This window comes from Exiguobacterium sp. TDN 0502 (assembly GCF_050846835.1).
In the GTDB taxonomy this organism is placed as follows: domain Bacteria; phylum Bacillota; class Bacilli; order Exiguobacteriales; family Exiguobacteriaceae; genus Exiguobacterium_A.
The window spans coordinates 1-14,133 of the sequence record NZ_JBOZGJ010000012.1; the positions used below are offsets into that span (position 1 = coordinate 1).

Consider the following 14,133-nt stretch of genomic DNA (forward strand, 5'->3'; position numbering starts at 1 on the left):
CTGAAGACACCCCGTCCCCGAACTCGCTATCATCCCACCCCTAAAGGAGTGGGCTTTCTCGCTCGTACATTCTGTAAAGCGTCGTTCCAATCGGTCAATCATCTCACCGTACCAATCCTGTGCGAGAATTCCTTCGAGCAAAATCGTCGCGTGACGTCCGTCAGCAAGTAAAACCAACTCTTCGATCCAGCGAATCGCCGGATTTCCTGGTCCATCTTTTACGCTCAACATCTCCCTGCGGATGACATCTTGCGACAACAAAATGCTATCCGGTAAGGTTAATTGTAACGCTTTCGCAAGCGTCGTTTTCCCACTGCCTGAGTTTCCGCGGATGACGATCAAACGCGACTTCATGTCGTGAACCAGTCCCCGTTCAAGGCAGCGATATACCGTTCTGCTGAGCGAGCGACGACTTCAGACGCACCCGTTTCAATTTTCCGATGAAAGGCATCGTATAATTTCTCAAATTCAAGCGGACGTAGCGTCTCTGCTATCCGTTCGACCGTCTTTGCCGGAAGTGGAATCACATTCGGATAGCTGTACATGAAACTGACCCACGAACGATCGGCAACGATCCGAATGATGTCCCCCGTTAACAGTAGACCTGCTGACGCATCTTTCCGTTCACAGATGACTGCTCCTTTAAAGTGACCACCGACGCGGTGCAATGCCAGGTCATCCGCCAGTTCCAAGCGTTCGCCGCTCCAGAAGACGATGCGCTCACTCGGTCGCGTCACGAATGACGCATCGTCCTCATGAATATAGATTGGTACATCAAAGGTTTCTGCCCACTCGACCTGTGTCGCGTAGTAATGTGGATGCGATAATGCGATTGCGTGCATCCCGCCTAATTCGTTGATCTGTTCTATAGTTGTTGAATCAAGATATGTAATGCAGTCCCATAACAAGTTGAACGTTTTTCCTTGAACAAGATATGCCGTCTGACCAATACCGAATGCTGGTGTCGTCTGAATTGCATAGACGCCTGCTCCGTCGTCCGTAATCACATTTTGATACGTCCCTGAAGTTTGCATATCAACAAGTGTCGTCCATGTTTGACCTGTCGGATTGACGTATTGTCGTTCCTCTAGACAAATCGGACATATTTCGCGTTCTGGATTGATTTGTTCGACGCCACACGTCGTACAGATGATGGTTTCCATATCATCATTCCTTTCCAATTCAAAAGTGATTTTCCTAATATATCATAACATATTCCATTTATAGGAATATCATGCAGGAATCATTTTGAATGAAACGAATAAAGACTCTATACTAAAGAATCGAAGGAGGAGATTTTCATGTCAATTTCGACTCATCTGATTGCTCCCCGACTGAACGCAGTCTTTTTACATGTACAGGACTTAAAACGGTCAGCTGCCTGGTATCATCAGTTACTGCAGCTTCCATTTGATTCGTCACTCATCACGTCACCTGTCTATAATGTTCCACTTCAAGGTCCAACCAGTCTGACACTCGATGATCATACAAACGATCCATTGTATCAACATCAACCTTCACCACATGCTTTATTTAATTTTTACACAACAGACATCGATGCATCCTATCAGTTTGTGTTGTCGTTACAGACTTCAATCATTCGTGACATCGAACGTTTCGATGATTTTGCTTATTTTACGTTTGCTGATCCTGATGGTAATGTTTTGATGCTCTGTACAGGATAAGACAAAAGCAGGTCGAACCACTGATGTGGCATGACCTGCTTTGTTTCCTTATGACGATTCGACAGCTTTCAGGTAGTATTTCCATCAACCCGTGTTGGTGCCATTAAATCATTCAGCGTGTAAGCACTTAGTGCTTCTTTAAAGGATGAAAAGGCCTGATCGAATGCACGACGCGTATTTTGTAAACTGCGATCCTCATGTGTTACTGACACGCTCTCCAGATAAGATACTTCTTCAAATAAGTGAACGATTTCTCCTAGTGTAATCGTATCCGGTGATTTTGCTAATCTAAAGCCACCATTACGACCTTGCATGGAAAGTATGAGACCAAACTTGCTCAGTGCATGGACGATCTTCATCAAATGATTCTTAGAAATATCATAATGCGTTGCCACTTCTTGAATTTGTACGAGCCGAGTCGGGTGCGACGCTGCAAAAATAAGTACACGAATGGCATAGTCCGTAGAGCGAGTCATCTTCATTCAATTCACCTTCTTTTCCAATCCTTCATAACAACGTTTACGAGCTCATTCTTTGCACTTCTTTTTAATAAGCTTCACTTGAACCACGAAGTGCATTTGCACATATTTATCGACTATCTTACAGGATACGGAGTATAGAATTCCACGGATTTTTTCGGAAACAGGTAGAATTGTTATTTTAATTATCCGAATCTATATGCTGAACTACTCCTATTTAAAGCTCTGTTGCAATTAGCCTACTTTGATTTAGCGCTATTTTTATAGCTCGTCTTTCATAATGAACACACTAAACCGTGATAAATTCGTCGCGGTTTTTCATCTTTAATCATGAAATCGACCACGCGTCTCCGGAGAAGGAAGCGCACACTGCTGTTTTTGCCCGAACCAGCGATGGCGATTGTTCGCAATAAAATCATAAGCACGGTCGCGGCATGGACGCGGAACAATCCGGAGCAGACTCAACAGACGCCATCCACCTCTTAAATGACCGGCAATCCGTAACGCTGCGTCCGATTTGATATAGGGTACACCCTGGTCAATCACGACGACACTCTCGATCGTTTCCGGCAGATGATGACGCCGAACGAGTTCTTGACCCGTTGCCCCTTGTAGCGAAGCAAAATCATGGTATCCCTTGTCTCGCTTTAAGATGAACTGGACACTCGCGTCACAGAGATTACATTCTCCGTCGAATAAGACGATTGCTTTCATAAGTGATTCACCCTTCCTTACCTATTAAACGCATGATTCCGTGAACTTCCACTTTCTGTATTCGTTCCGTTATACTAGTTCTGTACACATTTGGTTTTTATGAATTCATTTACTTAAAGGAGAATACATATGACGACACGACCGATTGCCATCGTGACCGGTGCGAGTCAGACGCGTGACATTGGCGCTGCCATTTGCCGTCAGCTCGCTGCGACTGGTCATGACCTGGTCTATACTTATTTTAAAGCAACAGCCGATTGGGCAACTAGTTTTACGACCGAACTTCAGGACCTCGGTGCCCGCACCCTTGCGCTTGAGCTCGATTTAAGTCAAGCAGATGCTGCTGACGAATTATTCGCGAAATTAGAGGATTTCGGAACGCCGAGCATTCTCGTCAATAATGCCGCGCATTCAACGATGACGGATTGGCAGGAGCTTGACGCGAAAAGCCTCGACCAACACTACGCGGTCAATCTCCGTGCCCCACTGTTGCTCGCGACACATTTTACGAAACAATTCGTCGAAGCAAAGCTGACGTCCGGTCGTATCGTTCAACTAACGTCCGGTCAGGATCTCGGTCCGATGCCAGACGAGATTGCTTACGCAACGACGAAAGGTGCCTTATCGACCTTTACGAAAACATACGCCGCAGCCGTGGCACCGCTTGGTATCACCGTAAATGCCGTCAATCCGGGTCCGACTGACTCGACGTGGATGGATGAGGCAACACGGACAGCACTTAAACCTAGTTTTCCATTCGGACGAATTGGTGTTCCTGAAGATGTCGCACGCTTGATTCAATTTCTTGTCAGTCCAGACGGCAGCTGGGTGACCGGACAGGTCATTCATTCCGAAGGTGGCTTTGAACGCTGAAGGTATAGCATTTAAAAACATCCCTCTGACGCTAAATCAGAAGGATGTTTTGCATTATCGAAAGACCGGTCCAACTTCCGTCAAAAAATCGTTCCAAGCCGTTTGATGCAAGTCGCTATAGAGTCCTGGCATCTGCTCCCTTTCAAAGAAAGCAACGTTGAGTGATTCATCGGGATCAATCGTCAACTGTCCGCCATTAATTCGACAAACGAAAAAGTGAACGATTGGTTGAGCGACGTCTCCATTCGGATAAACTTCTTCATAGTTCGAGTAGACCCCACTTAACCGTTCAATCGTGATATGAAACCCGGTCTCTTCTAAAATCTCACGCTTTGCCGCTTCTACGAGTGATTCTCCGAGGTCAAGTGCCCCACCCGGAAATCCCCACGCTTTCTGTTCACGTCGTTTTTGCAGGAGAATGCGTCCTTCATCATCTAAGACGATCCCACCGGCAAAGTTCAACATTACTTTTTCCGAACCCACTTTATTGCGGAGAAAACGAATGTAGTCCATCTGTCGCCTCCAGCTGTTTGAATTGTTTTAGCCAGTCAATCAATTGTTCGATCATCACATCCGTCACCGTATGGTTGACACTCGGAAAAACGCGGAGTGCGGTCGTTTGATGAAAACCAGCTTGAATGGCTGACTCAAGATAGGTCTGTTGAATGGATAGCGGAATGATGTCATCGGCATCGCCGTGTAGAAGCAACCGTGGACGTGCATCCATTACATGAACCGGATCAAGCGTCCACGGTAGCGCTGTATCATCGATTGCTGGTCGTCCGTCCCGCGCACGGAATTGACGTTCGGCTTCAAGATAAGCGCCGCCACCATTGATCGCAGCGAGGGCTTTGATCGGGAAACGTGCCAAGATTCCATGCGCAATAAAGCCACCCATCGACACACCGATGACGATCACATCTGAGACACTCCAACCTGACTGCATAATGATTTCTTTTGCTTCCGTTATCGATTGCTCAACAACCGACCAAAAATAGGTAGTCGTTACTTCTTTATCGTAAGGGTCATCAAACGGATCACGATGATCATGTCGAAGGAGTTCTGGAATGAAGACATCAAACCCTTCTTCCGCCAACTGCTCGGCAAACGTTACATAAGAGACGGCCGTTCCACCCCAGCCATGATAAAGCAGGATCGCTCCCGTTGGTTGAGAAGCCCGAACGATATGAACATGAAAATCACGCTTCATTTCTTTTCTCCTTTTTCAAGCGGACGATCGTCTGCGCGAAGTCATCTTCCGGTAATCGTTGACCATCTTCGAGGAAAGATTTCCAGTACGGACGGACTTTAAATAGTGAGACCGTATCCCGATAAACCGTTCGCCGGACAACTTGTTTCGTCGTCAACGGTAATCCGTGCTCGCTTTCGACCTGAATACCACAGATCTGTCCACCGATTGATTTTCCGTTCAACAGTTTTAATTGTGCGATTTCCGCCAAGAAACTGACGGTTGGTTGCGTGACGACAGCGTGGACGACTTCTGATTTCACGCGGCGCAACACTGTCTTTTCCATGATGACGGAAAGTCCTGCATAAACGGCTTGGTTGATGAGGTACGCACCGATCCGTCGTTTGGTCGTTGAATGCATGAGTGATCCTCCTTATACGTTGAAATAGACGACAGCGCCGAGTGCACTGACAGCAATCAAATAAAAGACGATTGCGAGTCGTTTGTTTGCGGCAGAGATATCCTTTCGAACGAGAATTTTACTATACCGAAACGTCAAGAATGCGAACACGAGTAATGCTAAAATCAGTAATGGTGCCACTCGATTCTCCCCTTTTCCTTCTTATTCTACCTCATATCCAGTTTCGAATTGTTATATTTTACAAGTAAACTAGTATATGCTTAGTCCATACATAAATGATCCTACATCGAAATGAGGTATGAATATTGAATACTGCAGCTATTTGTTGTCTCGTTGAACCGAAAACACCCGGTCATGTCACCCGGGAACTCCCGTCACTCGGCAGTCATGACGTCCATGTCCGAACGATCGCAGGTGCCATCAGTATCGGTGCCGAACTTCCGCAATGGCTTGAACAAGACATGACCGCAACCGATTATCACTATCCGCTTGAGACCGGATATGAGAGTTACGGCGAAGTGCTAGCTATTGGTGACGCGGTCCAAATCGTCAAACCCGGTGATCGGATCGTCAGCTTTTATGGTCATCAGGATCAAGCGATCGTACCTGAGTCAAAGGTCATCCCTGTCCCTGCTCACATTTCACCGCGCGAAGCCTTACTGTCGATTCTGTCCTGTGACGCGGCAAAAGGCGTCCGAAAGCTGACATTGACGTCCAATTCTAGCGTCTTAGTTTCCGGAATGGGTACGCTCGGTTTGTTGACGGTTCATTACTTACGGCATTACGTTAACGTTCGTCAGATTGATATCATCGAGCCACTTGCGTCCCGCGCGGAATTCGCACGTCCATTAGGGGCACAAATCGTCATGCCGGATTCAGATACGTATGACGTTGCCATCGAATGTTCCGGACGCCAAGCAGCCTTTGCCGCACTTCAATCCGCTGTCCGTCCTCATGGTACGATTTGTGTCTTATCGGACGGCAACCGGGAAGCCTTGACGTTGACCCCTGCTTTTCACGCAAAAGAACTGCAGATTGTTGCTTCAAGTGACGGCTGGGATTACCGTCAGCATGCGGACTGGCTCTTTGCAGACGAACGTCACACAACCTTACCCGATTTATTCGAACAGGAGACAACATTTAGCAATCTCGCAAATTGTTTTACTTCCTTGATGCAATCAACGGAACTACCGATCAAAGTGTTCGTCGATTACGAGCAGACGAGCTGAACACCGTTCGGGTCCGTTCCGACGAGCGACGCGTAAGAGAAGACGGCTTCTTGTAAGACGGTCTTCTCCCCGTGGACGGTTTGAATTTGTGGAACCGGTTGATCAAACAATTTTGCTAAGTCCGCCTCTAAACCTTCGCGCGGTGTTGCTAGGACGAGTCGCACGAGTTCCGTTCCGCCAGCATCTGCAATCGCATCTTCGTGCGTTTGCAGTTCGATCCGCAATCCGTACGGTGTCTGCAAGAACGTTCGTCGCTCATTGGCTTGAACCGAAAACGACGCGGTTGCGGCACGGTCGAGAATCGCTTGCACGTCATCTGACTGAATCAAAAACCCGATATGGTCAAAACGAACCGTCTTTCCGAACCCGATCGTCACATTGACCGCACCCCGCTTCATTTCGATGATTCGGAATAAAATCTTATCGGTTCGAAAATCATCCCATGACAGAGGTGGATTAAACGAAGAAAATTCTCCATCTTTTTTCCCGATGCGCTGGGAAACGTGAAACCCGCGTGCCGTGTACCAGGCTTCTGTTTCCTCCAAATGTGGTGTCCAAATATGGTAGTGAAATAGCATTTATCTACACTCCTTTTCGTTGTTCCAATTGTTCCATGTCATCACCTCAACTTGGTTCGATTCGATTAAGTACTGTCGTAATAACGGAAGATGTGCTGCACCGTACAAGCAGACGATCCGTTCAGTCGTTTGGGCGAGATGCAGTAGTCGCTCGGCAATCTTTTGATTACGAACATGCCAGTAGCGTTCGACCCAGATCTGTCCGCTCTCGAGTCGTTCGATTTGATCGTAGACCATAGCGGATGCTGTAATCGTCTCTTCAGCGTGCAATCGATCGAGCCATTCGGAAAACGGTAACTGCTCCATCGCGTACTGTAACTGTTCAGTCCGCTGCATCTCATCAGCGACGATCGTCTCGAAAGCTTCCGGATGATGTGAACGGACTATTCCTAAATCCGGTACGTCGGGTACGGTTTCGTTCCAATCGACCCCATGGAGATCTGCTAATCCTGCCATTCGGGCTAGGCGAAAACCGATTTGTTGCCGTTCATTAGTGGTTAAATCACTCTCGTGTTGATAGGTGTCATATGTATGTTGCAGGTCGCTCATGCGTTCAGGTGACGTCTCAATCGCAACGCCTGTTGGTCGAAATGTGTTCAATCGGGCAACGACTTGTTTGATTTCACGTTGCCGTCTCTCTGACGTGACATCAAAAATCGTCGGACGAATCATATCTCCATTTGCTGGCCGATCAAGATGAAATAGACCTATCAGTAAAATCTGAGGCTTCATCTGCATTCCTCCTTTTCCTGATTTTACCTTATCTTTGGTAAAGGAAGCGACCTTTCTGCAGTGACTAACAAGGAAAAGTGGACAGATAATGCCATCTGCCCACTTTCTGTCATCCTGTTAAGCTAGATTTGACCAACAATATTTTTCCGCTTTCTTCAGCATCGATAAAAGAGACCGCTCTAACATCGAGTCTAATTTCACGTCCGAACAGCAAATACAGTCGCTCCATCAGAAGTTGTTCGTCTGCATCATTGAACCGTTCCGCGTCAGGCACATAGTAGATGGATACACTGTCCGGTGTCTCCTGCACGTACTGAATCCGTTCAATGCTATTGGGTAAATGTTTAACGAGACTCGACAGTTGCGCCTCAAAAATCTTTTGCCCATCCGGTTTTTGAATGAAGGCGCGTCCCCTTCCATCAATCGAATCGATGATTGGTCCCGGGTGACCGCAGGAGCAGGTACGCTGACTGAGCGTCATCCGATCTCCGACCCGGTAACGGATGAGTGGTGTACCATGCGTATCAAAACTCGTCACGAGAATCTCCCCGTCTGCATCTAGTTCGATGATTCCCATTTCATGATGCAGATGTTTTTGCCCAAACCGACACTCCGAAACGATTGGTGCGCCTTCAGACGATGCATACTGATCAAACACGGGTCCGTGAAACACTTCTTCGATGACGTGACGCTCATCCGTCTCGATTCGTTCAGCCGTCGGAAAAATCGCAATCGGTTGACAGGTTAAGCGAATTCCCTCTCGTTTCGCAAATCGAGCAAGTTCAATCATCGCAGATGGAAGTCCATCCATTGTTTCCGGTTGAAAACGCTCAATCGCTTCTAGATACGCTGCCATCGTCCGTGGAGACAAACGTTTTACCGTAAATAAAAGTTGATTCGATGCTCGATTCATCCGCCAGTACACATCCGTCTGTTGCCGTTCCGGTACTAAATCTTGCGCTGTAAAACTCACACGACGCATCCCGCGTCGCACTCCATGCGTCGCCTTGAAGTAATCGAGATGTGCCATCCGAATTTGCATATCCGGTATGGTATAGCGTACTTGCAGTGACGTGCCGGTTGTTCCACCCGTTTTTCCGATAATCGGTGCAGGGACGTCCGTTCGAATTTCCTCCATCCGCGTTCGTAATATTTCTTTTGATAACACAGGGATATTTTTGAGTTCTGATAAATCCTTTAATGGTAAGTGAATGTCATTCGAAAGGAAGAGGTGTTGGTAATAAGGGCTGTGTTCGGCACAGAAGTGAAGGAAGTCATTCAAACGATCAAGTTGCTCTGCTTCGACGTCAATCGTCATCTGCTCTCGCTTGAGGAGCGTCTGAAGTCGTTCTTGATAGACCGGTCCATAACGTTCGCGATGCAATTGATACCCATAGAGGGTTGTGAAGAGGTGTTGGAGAAAGAGAGGAGAGCGATTATAGATCTGCTCTTTGATACCCATGTCATCACGTCCTTTCGCAAGGGAAGTAACGGTTACGATGACTCTACGATAGCCGATGTACCTGACAAGAAGATGACAAAAAGAAGGAAACGTTCAACCTGACAAATCGAAATCGTCCCGGACAGATTAATTGCAGCTCGCACTACTATACTGAAGTCAAGGAGGTGACAAGATGTGGCTCGAATCGATTCAACGTGTCATTGATCATATCGAAAATCATTTAGAGGATCCGCTTGATCTCAACGTGTTGACGAAAGTCGCTCACATGCAGGCTTATCCCTTACAACGGACATTTTCGTTGCTTGCGATGATGACGTTACCGGAATATATCCGGGGACGACGGCTGACGCTTGCTGCCCAACGGTTGATCCAAACGGACGAAAAAATCATCGATCTCGCCTTACGGTTTGGTTATGAGACGCCGGAAGCTTTCTCGAAAGCCTTTAAACGACAACATGGCTGTTCGCCGACGTTGATGCGAAGCGAGCGACGTCCGATTCACGCCTATAACCGCCTGAGTATTCAGGTGACCTTGAAAGGAATGGAGCAAATGGATTACCAACTCATCGAACGACCGGCTTTACAGCTTGCCGGCTGGCGGAAAAACTTTCCGACGCAAGATGGTGCCCAAAAACAGCTGATTCCGTTGTTTTGGAATGATGTAAATCATTCTGGTCAAGATGCTACTTTGTTCAAACAAAATGACGGTCAGATTGAAGGTGTGATTGGTGTCTGCTCCAATTTCACCGAAACATCGATGGATTATTGGATCGCGACGACAACAACGGAAGTCCTGCCCGGTCAGGAAACGATGACGATTCCGGCGAGTCTTTGGGCAACGTTCCCTGTCGTCGGTCCAATGCCGCATGCCATTCAAGAGATGTGGCATCGGATCTATCAAGAATGGCTTCCATCACATGGGTATGAGCCGTTACCTCATGCCGAACTCGAAGTCTATTCGGCTGGCGACCCGTCTGCATCTGACTATCAATCCGCCATCTGGATTCCGGTGCGTCCGCGAGACTAAGTTCTTTTCAACACTAAAAGACGAGATCTTCGGTGATCTCGTCTTTTCTTCGTTAGTCGTCAGGCATATTGCTGTTTGATCAATAACGTCTTGCCGCTGATTTCTTTCGGAATTTCCGGTACGGCGCGCATGACGACATTCAATTGTCCGTCGAACAGCCGATCGAGGACGAAGAACAGTTTTTTCTCGTGATCGACTTCAAAACATCGCTCATCCGGTACGTAGAGAAGAATAACCTCATCCTGCGTCTCTTGAATATATTGCACGCGTTCGATACAGTTCGGAAAAGCCCGAACGATTCCCGCCAGTTCGCCTTCAAAAACACGATGTCCGTTTCGTAACTGAATGAAGCTTCGCCCGCGTCCATCGATTGAAGCAATGATGGGTCCTTGATGACCGCACGGACACGTTTCTTGACTCATGGTCATACGATCGCCGACGCGATACCGGACAAGTGGCGTTCCATGCGTATCAAAACTGGTGACGAGAATTTCGCCATCCTCATCGCGTTCAATGATCCCCATCTCATAATGGAGATGTTTTTTTCCATACGGACATTCCGCGACGATCGGTGCTCCTTCGGAAGAAGCATACTGATCATAGATGGGGGCGTGAAAGACTTCCTCGACGAGCGCTCGTTCTTCTGCCGTCATCATCTCTGCCGTTGGAAAAATCGCTTTTGGTCGGAACGTACAGGTCATCCCATACTTCTTCGCATATCGTGCCACTTCAATCATTCCTGAAGGTAATCCGTCAATCGATTCTGGCTGAAACCGATTGAGTTGTTCGATGTATGCAGCAGCCGTTTTCGGATTGATGTTCTTGATCGAGAACAGCATCTGATTGATGACTTTGTTCATCCGCCAGTAGACCGGTGCCTTTTGTTGTGGTGAGGCGAGGACTTGACCCGTAAAACTGGCACGGCGCATCCCTTGGTCGACGCCGTGCGTCCATTTGAAGAAGTCAAGATGTGCCATCCGGATTTGCATGTCCTCTTTCGTGTAATGGACCTGAATCGATTTACCGGTCGTCCCGCCCGTTTTCCCGAGAATCGGCGCATGGACGCGCGCATGGACAGCTTCATTTTGTTGTCGTAGTGTTTCCTTCGTCAGAGGGGGAATTTGTTTTAGTTCATCCATCGATCGTAAGGGAAGGACTAATGCAATCGAGGAGAACAATGCCTCGTAATACGGACTATGCGTTTGACAGAAACGAAGGAAGTCGTTCAACCGCTGCAACTGTTCTGCTCGCACGTCATTCGGCTGTCCCAATTTCTGTTTCAGTTCCTGTAATCGTTGCTGGTAAGCTACACCGTATCGTTCGTGGAACAGGCGACGTCCTTGTAACGTCGTCAACATGTTTTGGATGAAAATCGGTGAGTGAAAGTAGATCGATTCTTTGAGCTGCATGATGTCACTCCTTCCATAGTTGAACCACCTTTTACTGATACTTTCATCTTATTTCCAGCCGTCGCCCACCTCAATTAGTTCTTCGTGAATAAACTTAGCTTTTCTTTTCATGGCGATTCACTTTCGTGAGATTCATTTCACTAAAATATTCTTCTGCGATTCTGAAATCACAATGTGAACCGATCAATCGAACCCATCAAAAAGACGAAAGACACAAAGTGCCTTCCGTCTTTTCTCTGTGTCTGATAGACGATTGAATCAAATTCAAGTCAGCGTCTTTTCAAGTAAACGACACCCATAGGTACGTAACTTGATGGCTTCAAGCACGAGCGACATCTGTTGTTCATCCAAACGTTCAATCAGCTCGATGATCGTAATCGTCGTTCGTCCATTGTACAACTGGACGATGAAGTGGATGATTGCTTCGACCGCCGGACTCGGACTCGGTTCTGCTAGAAACTCACGATCAAAAAACTCCCCGCTGTCCGGAAAGAAATAGTCTGAAAAACGTTCCAGTACGAGTGGCTGTCCTGTTGCAAGATACAACACGGAGACCATTGCAGCATCCTCTCGTTGTTTCGGTTTTAAACGTCGCCACAACAGATCGAATCGTCTCTCATGTCCCTCTTGCATGAATTGTATCGTCTGCATGGTTGAAGCCTCCTTTGTGTTCATCTTCCCGGTTGTTTCATTTCCATAGTTTTCTATTCCCTGTTTCGGTCAACTGAATCGTCTTATCAAAAGAGTCCTGCGATTGAAGCGACTCGATTGGGGGTACATTACAACAGATATAGGAGAGGAGTTTACATCCATGCCAACGCGTTTAGCCTTAGCCGGTGCCACTGGTTACATCGGTCACAATCTACTGAATGAATTAAAGAAAAAATATGACGTCATCGCCCTTTCACGAAATGGTGACGATAAGGACAATGAGGAACGCGTCGAGTGGCGATCGTGTGATCTCTTTTCCCTTGACGATACGATCGAGGGAATGAAAGGAGCGGACATCGCTGTCTACCTCGTTCACTCGATGATGCCGTCTGCCAAACTGACTCAAGGATCGTTTGAAAATATGGACTTACTGTTAGCCGATAATTTCGCCCGCGCCGCAAAAGAGAACGGCATCCGCCAAATCATCTATTTGAGTGGCATTATCCCCGAGGAAACAGCAAATTTATCGCGCCACTTAAAAAGCCGACTTGAGGTCGAACGTGTCCTCGGTGCATACGGAACTCCAGTAACGACGATTCGGGCAGCGTTGATCGTTGGTCCAAAAGGTTCTTCATTCCCAATCTTATCAAAACTTGTTAAACGACTTCCGATCATGGCATTGCCACGTTGGACGCGCAATAAGACGCATCCTGTTGCTTTACCCGACGTCATTCAAGCGCTCGGTGAAAGTGTCGACCGTGATGACGTCAAAGGGCAGGCAATCGATATCGGTGGACCGGAAGCGATGACCTATAAAGAGATGATTCTTAAAACGGCAGACATCATGGGAAAACGTCAACCGACGATCGACATCCCTTTGCTTACTGTTAAATTGTCTCGTCTATGGGTCACACTCGTATCTGGTGAGCCGAAGGAAACCGTTTATCCACTAGTCGAAAGCATGGTGCATGAGATGGTCGCGGATCCCGAAAAAATGGTTCCCGGCATTAGTGACGGTCGCATTACCTTTGAACAATCGGTCCGAGATGCATTAAAAGAAGAAGAGAATTCATCCGGATCTTCTTCCTCATCGACTTCTGCTAAAGAAGTCCTCGATGTCCGCTCGGTACAGCGTGTCTTACTACCGAAGGACCGGGATGCCGACTGGGCAGCAGATGATTATATGGACTGGTTGTCATCATTTGCGCGCCCCTTCCTATCATCATCCGTGAAGGGTCAGGTCGTCGGAATCCACATCCCGTTTTACGATCAACCGCTTCTTGAACTGACGAAGGAGCCGGTTCATGATCGTCAGATGGCGACGTACCGGATTACTGGCGGATTGTTTGCGAAAGTCGAGCAAGACAGCCGGGGCCGGATTGAATTTCGCCAGATTCCGGGGACACAGGAATGTATCATCGCCATTCATGAGTTCGTTCCTGCGTTGCCATGGGTACTCTATAAAGCGACTCAGGCAAATGTCCACCTACTCGTCATGTACCTCTTTAAATTACACTTGTTGCGTCGGGTTCACTCGACAGAACAAGAATCAACACGCGCGGACGAAATCGTTCCGTCGACTTAATCAACATGAGCGATCCTCTCCTTGCCGGGCGGATCGTTTTTTGTCGCTTTCAGAAGGATGACGAAACGGAAAAAATCGTGATACACTGAACGATGACTG

The 14,133-nt window shown here is 47.5% G+C and carries 18 protein-coding genes; 5 read left to right on the forward strand and 13 right to left on the reverse strand.

What is annotated here, in order from left to right; translation table 11 throughout:
- Together ACRPK8_RS12190 and ACRPK8_RS12195 are read right to left on the reverse strand one after the other, a co-directional pair.
- A partial coding sequence (locus tag ACRPK8_RS12190; protein WP_432238452.1) for an AAA family ATPase occupies nt 1-354 on the reverse strand: 354 nt, incomplete at its 3' end.
- Nucleotides 351-1,163 (reverse strand): MBL fold metallo-hydrolase, encoded by an 813-nt coding sequence (locus ACRPK8_RS12195; protein ID WP_432238453.1) that lies wholly within the window; start codon nt 1,161-1,163, stop codon nt 351-353. The genes ACRPK8_RS12195 and ACRPK8_RS12190, both read right to left, overlap by 4 nt.
- 138 nt (nt 1,164-1,301) lie before the next feature.
- Between ACRPK8_RS12195 and ACRPK8_RS12200 the strand changes: the two genes are divergently transcribed.
- On the forward strand, nt 1,302-1,685 hold the full coding sequence (locus ACRPK8_RS12200) for a VOC family protein (RefSeq protein WP_432238454.1): 384 nt from the start codon (nt 1,302-1,304) through the stop codon (nt 1,683-1,685).
- Nucleotides 1,686-1,753: 68 nt separating this feature from the next.
- On the opposite strand, the gene ACRPK8_RS12205 is transcribed toward ACRPK8_RS12200, so the two are convergent.
- A complete protein-coding gene (locus tag ACRPK8_RS12205; RefSeq protein WP_432238455.1) occupies nt 1,754-2,167 on the reverse strand; it encodes an RrF2 family transcriptional regulator in 414 nt (137 codons plus the stop codon).
- 321 nt (nt 2,168-2,488) lie between these two features.
- Nucleotides 2,489-2,878, reverse strand: a complete 390-nt coding sequence (locus ACRPK8_RS12210) for a thiol-disulfide oxidoreductase DCC family protein (protein ID WP_432238456.1) — start codon at nt 2,876-2,878, stop codon at nt 2,489-2,491.
- Between the two features lie 123 nt (nt 2,879-3,001).
- On the opposite strand from ACRPK8_RS12210, the gene ACRPK8_RS12215 reads away from it, so the two are divergent.
- Nucleotides 3,002-3,751, forward strand: coding sequence for an SDR family oxidoreductase (locus ACRPK8_RS12215; protein WP_432238534.1), 750 nt, complete (start codon nt 3,002-3,004; stop codon nt 3,749-3,751).
- Nucleotides 3,752-3,805: 54 nt separating this feature from the next.
- Here ACRPK8_RS12215 and ACRPK8_RS12220 read toward each other — a convergent pair whose 3' ends face one another.
- From ACRPK8_RS12220 to ACRPK8_RS12235, 4 genes are read right to left on the reverse strand one after another with little or no spacing between them, the layout of a single operon-like run.
- A complete protein-coding gene (locus ACRPK8_RS12220) occupies nt 3,806-4,264 on the reverse strand; it encodes an NUDIX hydrolase (RefSeq protein ID WP_432238457.1) in 459 nt (152 codons plus the stop codon).
- Nucleotides 4,236-4,961 (reverse strand): alpha/beta fold hydrolase, encoded by a 726-nt coding sequence (locus ACRPK8_RS12225; protein ID WP_432238458.1) that lies wholly within the window; start codon nt 4,959-4,961, stop codon nt 4,236-4,238. The genes ACRPK8_RS12220 and ACRPK8_RS12225 overlap by 29 nt, the downstream gene beginning before the upstream one ends.
- Nucleotides 4,951-5,361 (reverse strand): RDD family protein, encoded by a 411-nt coding sequence (locus ACRPK8_RS12230; protein ID WP_432238459.1) that lies wholly within the window; start codon nt 5,359-5,361, stop codon nt 4,951-4,953. The genes ACRPK8_RS12225 and ACRPK8_RS12230 overlap by 11 nt, the downstream gene beginning before the upstream one ends.
- A gap of 12 nt (nt 5,362-5,373) precedes the next feature.
- Nucleotides 5,374-5,541: a hypothetical protein gene (locus ACRPK8_RS12235; RefSeq protein WP_432238460.1), complete on the reverse strand. Its 168-nt coding sequence runs from the start codon at nt 5,539-5,541 to the stop codon at nt 5,374-5,376.
- Nucleotides 5,542-5,666: 125 nt separating this feature from the next.
- Here ACRPK8_RS12235 and ACRPK8_RS12240 point away from each other — a divergent pair, with 125 nt between their 5' ends.
- Entirely contained in the window at nt 5,667-6,590 is a 924-nt protein-coding gene (locus ACRPK8_RS12240; protein ID WP_432238461.1) for a zinc-dependent alcohol dehydrogenase, read from the forward strand.
- On the opposite strand, the gene ACRPK8_RS12245 is transcribed toward ACRPK8_RS12240, so the two are convergent.
- From ACRPK8_RS12245 to ACRPK8_RS12255, 3 genes are all read right to left on the reverse strand, one after another.
- Nucleotides 6,572-7,168, reverse strand: coding sequence for a hypothetical protein (locus ACRPK8_RS12245; protein ID WP_432238462.1), 597 nt, complete (start codon nt 7,166-7,168; stop codon nt 6,572-6,574). The genes ACRPK8_RS12240 and ACRPK8_RS12245 overlap by 19 nt on opposite strands.
- Nucleotides 7,169-7,900 carry a DUF5694 domain-containing protein gene (locus ACRPK8_RS12250; protein WP_432238463.1) on the reverse strand — a complete coding sequence of 244 codons (732 nt, stop codon included), beginning with the start codon at nt 7,898-7,900 and terminating at the stop codon, nt 7,169-7,171.
- A gap of 109 nt (nt 7,901-8,009) precedes the next feature.
- Nucleotides 8,010-9,362 carry a phenylacetate--CoA ligase family protein gene (locus ACRPK8_RS12255; protein WP_432238464.1) on the reverse strand — a complete coding sequence of 451 codons (1,353 nt, stop codon included), beginning with the start codon at nt 9,360-9,362 and terminating at the stop codon, nt 8,010-8,012.
- Between the two features lie 172 nt (nt 9,363-9,534).
- Between ACRPK8_RS12255 and ACRPK8_RS12260 the strand changes: the two genes are divergently transcribed.
- Nucleotides 9,535-10,389: an effector binding domain-containing protein gene (locus tag ACRPK8_RS12260; RefSeq protein ID WP_432238465.1), complete on the forward strand. Its 855-nt coding sequence runs from the start codon at nt 9,535-9,537 to the stop codon at nt 10,387-10,389.
- 59 nt (nt 10,390-10,448) lie between these two features.
- On the opposite strand, the gene ACRPK8_RS12265 is transcribed toward ACRPK8_RS12260, so the two are convergent.
- On the reverse strand, nt 10,449-11,798 hold the full coding sequence (locus tag ACRPK8_RS12265; RefSeq protein WP_432238466.1) for a phenylacetate--CoA ligase family protein: 1,350 nt from the start codon (nt 11,796-11,798) through the stop codon (nt 10,449-10,451).
- Nucleotides 11,799-12,062: 264 nt separating this feature from the next.
- Nucleotides 12,063-12,449, reverse strand: coding sequence for a hypothetical protein (locus tag ACRPK8_RS12270; protein WP_432238467.1), 387 nt, complete (start codon nt 12,447-12,449; stop codon nt 12,063-12,065).
- 160 nt (nt 12,450-12,609) lie between these two features.
- On the opposite strand from ACRPK8_RS12270, the gene ACRPK8_RS12275 reads away from it, so the two are divergent.
- Nucleotides 12,610-14,034, forward strand: coding sequence for an NAD(P)H-binding protein (locus ACRPK8_RS12275; protein WP_432238468.1), 1,425 nt, complete (start codon nt 12,610-12,612; stop codon nt 14,032-14,034).
- The last annotated feature ends 99 nt before the right edge of the window (nt 14,035-14,133 follow it).

Bases quoted from the DNA above. Each gene is read 5' to 3' on its own strand.
- ACRPK8_RS12195 (WP_432238453.1), bottom strand. From the start codon at position 1,163: ATGGAAACCATCATCTGTACGACGTGTGGCGTCGAACAAATCAATCCA.
- ACRPK8_RS12200 (WP_432238454.1), top strand. From the start codon at position 1,302: ATGTCAATTTCGACTCATCTGATTGCTCCCCGACTGAACGCAGTCTTT.
- ACRPK8_RS12205 (WP_432238455.1), bottom strand. From the start codon at position 2,167: ATGAAGATGACTCGCTCTACGGACTATGCCATTCGTGTACTTATTTTT.
- ACRPK8_RS12210 (WP_432238456.1), bottom strand. From the start codon at position 2,878: ATGAAAGCAATCGTCTTATTCGACGGAGAATGTAATCTCTGTGACGCG.
- ACRPK8_RS12220 (WP_432238457.1), bottom strand. From the start codon at position 4,264: ATGGACTACATTCGTTTTCTCCGCAATAAAGTGGGTTCGGAAAAAGTA.
- ACRPK8_RS12225 (WP_432238458.1), bottom strand. From the start codon at position 4,961: ATGAAGCGTGATTTTCATGTTCATATCGTTCGGGCTTCTCAACCAACG.
- ACRPK8_RS12230 (WP_432238459.1), bottom strand. From the start codon at position 5,361: ATGCATTCAACGACCAAACGACGGATCGGTGCGTACCTCATCAACCAA.
- ACRPK8_RS12245 (WP_432238462.1), bottom strand. From the start codon at position 7,168: ATGCTATTTCACTACCATATTTGGACACCACATTTGGAGGAAACAGAA.
- ACRPK8_RS12250 (WP_432238463.1), bottom strand. From the start codon at position 7,900: ATGAAGCCTCAGATTTTACTGATAGGTCTATTTCATCTTGATCGGCCA.
- ACRPK8_RS12255 (WP_432238464.1), bottom strand. From the start codon at position 9,362: ATGGGTATCAAAGAGCAGATCTATAATCGCTCTCCTCTCTTTCTCCAA.
- ACRPK8_RS12260 (WP_432238465.1), top strand. From the start codon at position 9,535: ATGTGGCTCGAATCGATTCAACGTGTCATTGATCATATCGAAAATCAT.
- ACRPK8_RS12265 (WP_432238466.1), bottom strand. From the start codon at position 11,798: ATGCAGCTCAAAGAATCGATCTACTTTCACTCACCGATTTTCATCCAA.
- ACRPK8_RS12270 (WP_432238467.1), bottom strand. From the start codon at position 12,449: ATGCAGACGATACAATTCATGCAAGAGGGACATGAGAGACGATTCGAT.
- ACRPK8_RS12275 (WP_432238468.1), top strand. From the start codon at position 12,610: ATGCCAACGCGTTTAGCCTTAGCCGGTGCCACTGGTTACATCGGTCAC.